The sequence below is a fragment of the Microcystis sp. M113S1 genome (genome assembly GCF_020246945.1).
Taxonomy (GTDB): domain Bacteria; phylum Cyanobacteriota; class Cyanobacteriia; order Cyanobacteriales; family Microcystaceae; genus Microcystis.
In genome coordinates, this window is sequence record NZ_JADBSA010000362.1 from 1 (window position 1) to 8927 (window position 8927).

Annotated in this window: 5 protein-coding genes; 3 read left to right on the forward strand and 2 right to left on the reverse strand. The window is 44.5% G+C overall.

Annotation, left to right across the window (positions count from 1 at the left end; all coding sequences use genetic code 11):
* Positions 1-250 precede the first annotated feature (250 nt).
* Together IM319_RS18340 and gcvP are read left to right on the forward strand one after the other, a co-directional pair.
* The gene (locus IM319_RS18340) at positions 251-1876 is read left to right on the forward strand and encodes an ArnT family glycosyltransferase (protein ID WP_287736513.1); all 1626 of its coding nucleotides are present in this window, start codon (positions 251-253) and stop codon (positions 1874-1876) included.
* A 107-nt stretch (positions 1877-1983) separates the two neighbouring features.
* Entirely contained in the window at positions 1984-4971 is a 2988-nt protein-coding gene (gene gcvP / locus IM319_RS18345) for an aminomethyl-transferring glycine dehydrogenase (protein WP_286825558.1), read from the forward strand.
* 39 nt (positions 4972-5010) lie between these two features.
* Here gcvP and lpxB read toward each other — a convergent pair whose 3' ends face one another.
* Both lpxB and lpxA read right to left on the reverse strand, forming a co-directional pair.
* Positions 5011-6240, reverse strand: coding sequence for a lipid-A-disaccharide synthase (gene lpxB / locus IM319_RS18350; protein WP_287077305.1), 1230 nt, complete (start codon positions 6238-6240; stop codon positions 5011-5013).
* Between the two features lie 157 nt (positions 6241-6397).
* Complete coding sequence (gene lpxA, locus IM319_RS18355; protein WP_286825556.1) at positions 6398-7234, reverse strand: acyl-ACP--UDP-N-acetylglucosamine O-acyltransferase; 837 nt, start codon at positions 7232-7234, stop codon at positions 6398-6400.
* A gap of 150 nt (positions 7235-7384) precedes the next feature.
* Between lpxA and IM319_RS18360 the strand changes: the two genes are divergently transcribed.
* Positions 7385-8704, forward strand: coding sequence for a four-carbon acid sugar kinase family protein (locus tag IM319_RS18360; RefSeq protein WP_287736514.1), 1320 nt, complete (start codon positions 7385-7387; stop codon positions 8702-8704).
* The last annotated feature ends 223 nt before the right edge of the window (positions 8705-8927 follow it).

Sequence of the window (8927 nt, forward strand, 5' to 3'; positions counted from 1 at the left end):
ACCCTTATATAGAAAGGCATTTAGCGATTTTTGTCAATTGTTTTTGATCTAGAGCGAACTAATCAATTAAATCTCTTGCCAGATAAGGATTTAGTCGATTTATGCCCCCCTATCGAACCATACCAAGTAACGAAGAACCATTGAAACTACTAATTTGCTATAACCAGTCTAGGAGAGCCTTACTGATTACTGTTTACTGATTACTGTTTACTGATTACTGTTTACTGTTTACTGATAACTGACCTAGCTTATGAACCGTCAAAAATTTACTTGGGGATATTCTAGTTATAAATTGCGTCAGAGAGAAAATTTTAAAGAATTTCTGTGTTTACTGGGATTATTAATAGCGGCCTTAATTATCTATCTAGTGGGATTAGGTAATTTACCCTTGCGGGATTGGGATGAAGCGACCATTGCTCAGGTGGCCAAGGAAATTAGCCAAACCCCACTGGAACAATTGCGCTGGTTATTTCCCAGTCTTTGGGGTGATCCCTACCTGAATAAACCGCCGTTGATTCATAGTTTGATCGGTCTAACCTACCATTTCTGGGGCATCAATGAGGTCAATACTAGACTAATTCCCGCTTTTTTAACAGCTTTATCGGTGCCGCTCCTCTACCTTCTCGGTCGAGAAATTTTTCCCGCTCGTTTACCAGCTTTACTATCGGCCTTGATCTATCTAACTCTTTTGCCGGTGGTGCGTCATGGCCGTTTAGCCATGTTGGATGGAGCGGTATTGTGTTTTGAAATCCTGATGTTTGTCTGTTTACTGCGCTCACGGCGCGATTTACGCTGGTCTCTGGGGGCGGGGTTAGGATTTGCCCTCCTTTGTCTGACTAAGGGTATTATGGGGCTATTATTGGCGGGTATCGGCTTGATTTTTCTGTTCTGGGATACCCCCCGGTTATTAACTTCTGCCTATTTTTGGTCGGGTTGGTTATTGGGAGCAACTCCCGCTTTTGCTTGGTATAGCGCCCAATTTTGGCACTACGAGCGGGAGTTCCTTGATTCCCTTTTTGTTCAACAGTTAAAGCGAGTTAGTGACGATCTGGACGATCATCGCGGACCGTTTTGGTATTATCTGCTGGAAATTCTTAAATATAGTTGGCCTTGGTTAATTTTCTCGGTTTGGGGTTTACGTTTAGCACGTCAGGAACATCTCTACAGTTGGGCGAAGTTACTGTTAGTTTGGACGGGTGTTTATCTGTTGGTGGTTTCGGTAATGGCGACCAAGTTGCCTTGGTATATTCTGCCGATCTATCCGGCCTTGGCTTTAGCGGCCGGTTATGCCTTGGCGCAGGTGGGTAATCTTCCCATCGATCGCCCCTATAATCCAATCTGGTCAATTATTCTGGGTATTATCGGCGTTGTGGCGGGTTTATTAGCTTTAATGGCCTATTTTCCTGGTAATTTTGTCGCTATCGAACCTCTCCATCCCTTAATTATTTTAACCTTATTGTCACTTTCCCTGACCATGGTGACAACGGCGATTTTGTTAGCTCGGCGCTCGGAACAATTCAGCGTGGTTTTACTCTGGGGAATGTTGGTTTCTTTGTTTATTTTTGTCAATTCTCCCCTGTGGATATGGGAATTAAATGAGAATTTCCCCGTCAAACCGGTGGCGAGTTTAGTACAGAAATATGTGCCGGCCGATCACCCTGTTTATGTTGCTTTTGCCTATGAGCGCCCCTCGTTAAATTTTTATAGTGGTCGTCGGGTTTTTCCCCTTGCTGCTGAAGAATTAATCAATCATTGGCAAAGTCACAGACAACCCTACCTAATTATCGATCGTCAAACCAAAGAAGCTACTGATTTAGAAGGATTAAAGGTGATCGGATCGACGGATTCCGGTTGGTTTTTGGTGACGAAGCAGTAGTGAAGTTAATTTTGTGCATAGGTCGATAGCAAATTAGCTTAGGCTTGATCTTGCTGACTTGAAATATTACAAAAATTTGACAAGTTGCGTTAAAATCACCCCTAGCGATGAAACGCAGCACTTTTGTAATTGTTGAAACCGAGATTAATATGCTAAATAGGTCAATTACGGCCGAGAAAACCGAGGAATTCGCTCCTGCTGACCTGCAAGACCTGCTAGACTGTACCGATAGCTTTGTTAACCGTCACATTGGGCCGACGGAGACGGAAATAGAGAAAATGCTGGCGGTTTTGGGTGTTGCTACCGTTGAGGAGTTAATCGCTAAAACTGTCCCGTCAGGAATTCGTTTACAAACAAGCCTTAATCTAGCACCTGCCTTGAGTGAATACGCTGCTCTTGCCCAATTAAAAGCTATTGCCTCCAAAAATCAGGTATTTCGCTCCTTTATTGGCATGGGCTACCATGACTGTATCACCCCGCCGGTAATTCTCCGCAACATCTTAGAAAATCCGGGTTGGTACACCGCCTATACTCCCTATCAAGCGGAAATCGCCCAAGGACGCTTAGAAGCTCTCTTAAACTTCCAAACTCTCATCACTAGCTTAACCGGTCTGGAAATTGCTAACGCTTCCCTCCTCGATGAAGGAACAGCAGCCGCGGAAGCGATGAGCATGAGTTATGGACTGTGTAAAACTAAAGCCAATGCTTTCTTTATCTCCAGTAGTTGCCATCCCCAAACGATTGAAGTCGTTAAAACCAGAGCGATTCCTTTAGGTATTGACATTATTATCGAGGATCATCGTCTCTTTGACTTCCAAACGCCGATTTTTGGCGCATTATTACAATATCCAGCCACTGATGGCGTAATTTATGACTATCGGGAATTTATCGCCAAAGCGCAGGAAAATGGGGCTTTAGTCACCGTTGCCGCCGATATTCTCAGTTTAGCCCTGTTGACTCCCCCTGGCGAATTGGGGGCTGATATTGCCGTGGGTAGCAGTCAACGCTTTGGGGTTCCCCTGGGTTATGGGGGTCCCCATGCCGCTTATTTTGCCACCAAAGATGCCTATAAACGCAGCATTCCGGGGCGCATTGTCGGGGTATCGAAGGATAGTCAGGGTAAACCCGCACTGCGTTTAGCTTTGCAAACCCGGGAACAACATATCCGCCGGGATAAAGCCACCAGTAATATTTGTACCGCACAGGTGTTACTAGCGGTGATTGCTTCCATGTACGCGGTCTATCACGGACCGGAAGGAATCAAGAAAATCGCCCAAAGAGTGCAGAAATTAACCGCTTTATTGGCAACTGGGTTAAAACAGTTGGGTTATCAAGTGGGGAAAGAACCGTGCTTCGATACGCTCAAAGTTACGGTATCCACGGGAGTTAAGGACATCCTTGCGAAGGCAAAAACCCATAAGATTAATCTGCGTTATTTTGATGAGAATAATCTAGGAATTAGTGTCGATGAAACCACCAGTCTCAGGGATGTGTGGGATTTATGGCAAATTTTTGCCCCAACCGGGGAATTACCCTTTACCGCGGCCGAATTAGTCGAGAAAATTAGTCTAGAATTACCCGCTAATTTAACCCGTACCAGTGCCTATCTTACCGAACCGGTGTTCAATCGTTACCACTCGGAAACGGAATTACTCAGATATCTGCACCGTCTGGAAACAAAGGATTTAGCCTTAAATACTTCCATGATTCCCCTCGGTTCCTGTACGATGAAACTGAATGCCGTAGCGGAGATGATTCCAGTAACTTGGGCAGAATTCGGCAAATTACACCCTTTTGCCCCGATTGAGCAAGCAGAAGGCTATCAACTGCTCTTTCAACAGTTAGAGACTTGGTTAGGGGAAATTACCGGGTTTGATGGCATTTCCCTACAACCGAACGCTGGTTCTCAGGGAGAGTATGCCGGTTTACAGGTAATCCGAGCCTACCATGAAAGTCGCGGTCAAGGTCATCGTCAGATTTGCTTAATTCCTGAGTCCGCTCACGGGACTAATCCCGCCAGCGCTGTTATGTGTGGTATGAAAGTAGTGGCGGTTAATTGCGATTCTCAGGGCAATATTGATATTGATGACCTGAAAACTAAGGCCGAGAAGCATCAGGATAATCTAGCGGCTTTGATGGTAACGTATCCTTCCACTCACGGCGTTTTTGAACAGGGAATTAGCGAAATTTGTGCCTTGATTCATCAATACGGTGGTCAAGTCTATATGGATGGCGCGAATATGAATGCTCAGGTGGGTTTATGTCGTCCGGCGGATTTTGGTGCTGATGTCTGTCACTTGAATCTCCATAAAACTTTCTGTATTCCCCACGGTGGTGGCGGACCGGGTATGGGACCAATCGGAGTAAAATCCCATCTAGTGCCTTTTCTGCCCGATGTTTCCCTGGTTTTGGCGAAATTATCCCCAGAAACCGCTAACGGTAAGCATCAGGACTCGATTGGGGCAATTTCGGCCGCGCCTTGGGGTAGTGCCAGCATTTTGGTGATTTCTTGGATGTATATCGCTATGATGGGGGCAGCCGGCTTGAAAAAAGCGACAGAAGTGGCAATTTTGAACGCTAATTATATGGCTTTTCGTCTGGAGTCGGCCTATCCAGTGTTATTTAAGGGTAGCGCGGGAACAGTCGCCCACGAGTGCGTGATTGATTTACGTCCCCTGAAAAAACAGGCCGGCATCGAGGTGGAAGATGTGGCAAAACGCTTGATGGATTTCGGTTTCCACGCGCCGACGGTTTCTTGGCCCGTGGCGGGTACAATGATGGTGGAACCAACGGAAAGCGAATCTTTGGGCGAATTAGACCGTTTTTGTGAAGCTTTGTTAACTATCTATCAAGAGGTACAAGCGATCGCTAATGGTAGCATGGATATCCATGATAATCCCTTGAAAAATGCCCCCCACACAGCCGCAGTTTTAACTGCCGATGATTGGAGTCGTCCCTATTCCCGTCAACAGGCAGCTTACCCGCTTTCTTGGCTAAAAGATTATAAATTCTGGCCGGTAGTGGGACGGGTTGATAATGCTTACGGGGACAGAAATCTGGTTTGTTCCTGTGAGGGTATGGACGCTTATAAGTAATCGTAATTCCTTGATAATATTTGGTGGGGTAGTTACAAATTACCCCGCTTTTTTCTGGTTTTTCGGAACTTGAACTGTAAAATTAAACACTTCTTGCGCCACTCGATCGCAACTGCCTACTGTTCCTAAACCGGCTGTAGTTTCTGCGTATTCATCTAACATTTTTTGCCGACGTTGCTGATTTAATAATAAATCTAGACATTCCTGCATAATTCTCTCCGGGTTAGCTTCCTCTTGTAATAATTCGGGAACAATTTCTCGCATTAAAACTAAATTTACCGGTGAGACAAATGGTACAGAAAACTTCATAATATTGCGGGCAATCCAAGCAGTAACTGCACTTAAACGGTAAACCACCACCTGCGGCACATTTAACAAAGCAATTTCGAGATTAACTGTACCAGACTTAGCTACAGCCAGATCGGCTGCGGCAATTGCTTCTAAAGTCTGATCTCGTTCCATAATCACCGCATTTAATCCATATTCCTTCACTAATTGTCGCATTTTGGGTTCGTATAAAGCTAGTGGAACGGGAATTAAAAACTTAATATCGGGAATTTTTTCCTGTAATTTTTGGGCAGCAGCGCACACCGTCGGGACGAGATATTTAAACTCCTGTTGACGGGAAGCGGGTAACAAAGCAACCACCGTTTCTTCGGTTTTTATTGCCCATTTTTGCCGCATTTCTTGGCGATTGGGAGCATTTGCCATACGATCAACTAAAGGATGTCCCACCCAAGTTACCGGTAAACCTTTTGTTTCAAAAAAACGGGCTTCGGCAGGAAAAATTGCCAATAATTTATCGGTGATGGCGATTAATTTCTCCGTATTAAATAACTTTTCTGCTGTGGCCCTTAGTTTAGCTGAGGGGATATTTTCTTCCGACCAAATCCACACCTGTGGGGCAATATAATAAATAATTGGGACATCGGGAATAATTTTTTTAGCCGATTGACCGATCGCCACATTTGCCCCCACATAATCAATTAAAATAATCAGATCAGGGGGATGATCTCTAAAAAACTCTTTTGCTCGTTTTTGTAGTTGTAAAGTTGGCCAAATAAAGGGGATAGATTCAATTAATCCCATGGCAGCCAGTCGAGTGGTTTTACCCAACATTTTTGCTCCGGCTAACTCCATGCGATCGCCACCTAGTGCAAAAATTTCTAACTCAATTTCCTGGGTTTTAGCTAGTTGAAAAAGGGATTCAATCAGCATGGCTGCCTGTAAATCACCCGATACCTCACCCGTGCTAATAAATATACGCATTTGGATAATTATTTGACAATAAAAGAATTCAGGAGTCAGGAGTCAGTCCCGATGAAAAAATTTTCACCCCCACAGATGAAAGAAGTTTTCTTCCCCACACCCTACACCCTACTTCCCCATCACCCCACACCCCACACCCTGTTCCTCAATCAATAAATTATTTCCCCGGAATTAAACCGCGGCGTTTTTCTCCGGTGGTAGAGGATTGTAAAAATTGACATAGATGTTGAACATGGGGGTTATCGGTTAAGAGAGAAACTTGTTCTAAAGCCTCCTGAAGATTTATATTAGAACGATAGATAATCCGAAAAGCTTTTTTCAGTAAAGCTAGATCTTCATCGGTAAAACCGGCTCTTTGTAAACCGACTAAATTAAGAGTTCGCACCCGACAGGGATTGCCTTCCACTAAAGTAAAAGGGGGAACATCGCGATCAATACGACTCATTCCTCCTAACATGGCCATTTTGCCAATATGAACAAATTGATGTACTCCTAAAACCCCCCCGATAACTGCTTTTGATTCGATCTGGACATGACCTGCCAAAGCGACACTATTAGCGATAATAATGTTATCTTGCAAAATACAATTATGGGCAACGTGAACATAGGCCATTAATAAATTATTACTGCCAATTTGGGTAACTTCTCCCGTATCCGTGGCGCGATTAATTGTGACAAACTCGCGAATTTGGTTATGATCACCAATTTCTACCCTACTTTCGCCACCTTTATACTTTAAATCCTGTGGTTCATTACCAATAACAGCCCCGGAAAAAATATGATTACCCTTGCCAATTTTGGTCGGACCCTCAATGACCACATGGGCATCAATAATTGTATCAGCTTCAATTTCCACATTGGCCCCGATCACAGCATAGGGACCAACTTTAACCTTGGGAGCAAGTTTTGCCGACGGATGGATAACCGCAGTGGGGTGAATTAACGTATTCAAAGGGAAGTCTCCCGCGCTCAACTTCGTCACTGTATGAATCATGGTATAGCTTATCCTATATTGGACAGATTGTGATCAAGATTGATAGCGGTTGCTTGCGGAGGGGACGACTTTAATGGGGAACCAGAACCCGATAAACTATTAACCAGATTCTCTTGATTCCTTCGTCCCTCCCATCCTGATAAAAAATATATGAGCAATAATAGACCTAAAATTATAGTCTTAGATGATGACCCGACAGGTTCCCAAACAGTCCATAGTTGTCTGTTATTGATGCGGTGGGATGAAGATACTCTCCGCTTGGGATTGGCAGATAATGCGCCAATTTTCTTTGTTTTGACGAATACTCGCGCTTTAACCCCCGAAAAAGCCGAGTCTGTCACGCGAGAAGTCTGTCATAACCTGAAAACTGCCTTAACTAAAGAGGGAATCGAGGATTTTTTGGTGGTTAGTCGTTCCGATTCTACCCTGCGCGGGCATTATCCGATCGAAACTGATGTTATTGCCGAAGAATTGGGCGGTTTTGATGCACATTTCCTGATTCCAGCCTTTTTTGAGGGGGGCAGAATCACTCGCGATAGTATTCATTATTTAATCATCGATGGTGTTCCCACTCCCGTCCACGAGACGGAATTCGCTCGCGATTCGGTTTTTGCCTATCATTACAGTTATCTGCCGGATTATGTGGAGGAGAAAACGCAAGGTAAAATTAAAGCAGATGATGTAGAGAGATTTTTACTGACAGATATCCGTCAAGGTAGTTTAGAACGACTGCAAAAGCTCAAAAATAATCAATGTGGGGTGGTAGATGGGGAAACTCAAGCGGATCTCGATCGCTTTGCTGAAGATATTTTAACCGCCGCAGGGGCAGGAAAAAAATTTTTATTCCGTAGTGCCGCCAGTATTTTAACTTCTTTGGCTAATTTAGGAACTCAACCGATCGCACCCGAATCTATGGGTAAGTATAAGCCCACGGGGGAAGCCGGGGCAATTATCGTCGGTTCCCACGTCAAAAAAACTACCCAACAATTACAGGAACTGCTTCAACAACCCAACACCGTCGGAGTCGAAATCGATGTGACGACATTGCGCGATCGTCCTGACCAAAGAGATCAACTCCTAGCACAAGTTCTAGAAAAAGTCAAGCTTATTCACAAAAATAAACAAACCCCCGTGATCTATACCAGTCGGCAAGAGTTAACCTTTGCCTCTGTGCAGAAACGTCTTGATTTTGGGGTTGCCGTCTCCACCCTGTTAATGGACATTGTTAAGGGTTTACCCAGTGACATCAGTTTTTTAATCAGTAAAGGCGGAATTACCTCTAATGATGTCTTAAGTACGGGTTTAAGCCTGCAATCGGCCCGTTTACTCGGTCAGATTCTCCCCGGTGTCTCCATGGTCTGCACAGAATTGGATCATCCCCTCTTTCCTAATTTACCTGTGGTTCTTTTCCCGGGTAACGTCGGTGATGTCCAAGCTTTAGCCACAGTTTATCAACGTTTGTGTCAATAGGAGGCAATCAGTGAGCAGTGAGCAGTGAGCAGTTCACTGATTACTGTTTACTGTTGACTGATCACTGAAAAAGCTCCCCAATTCTTGACATCCTCACCGCCGTAAACGGACGGTGATTCCCAAACCTCACGATTTAGGTTTCTGCTTCTTTCCCTTGCGGGGTTCCGCACCTGCCTTAACAGATTTACTCTGTTCTGGTCTTATGGTCGCTCTACAGACTGAC

Excerpts from the sequence above, each read along its gene's own strand:
- IM319_RS18340 (WP_287736513.1), top strand. The coding sequence starts at position 251 with ATGAACCGTCAAAAATTTACTTGGGGATATTCTAGTTATAAATTGCGT.
- gcvP (WP_286825558.1), top strand. The coding sequence starts at position 1,984 with ATGAAACGCAGCACTTTTGTAATTGTTGAAACCGAGATTAATATGCTA.
- lpxB (WP_287077305.1), bottom strand. The coding sequence starts at position 6,240 with ATGCGTATATTTATTAGCACGGGTGAGGTATCGGGTGATTTACAGGCA.
- lpxA (WP_286825556.1), bottom strand. The coding sequence starts at position 7,234 with ATGATTCATACAGTGACGAAGTTGAGCGCGGGAGACTTCCCTTTGAAT.
- IM319_RS18360 (WP_287736514.1), top strand. The coding sequence starts at position 7,385 with ATGAGCAATAATAGACCTAAAATTATAGTCTTAGATGATGACCCGACA.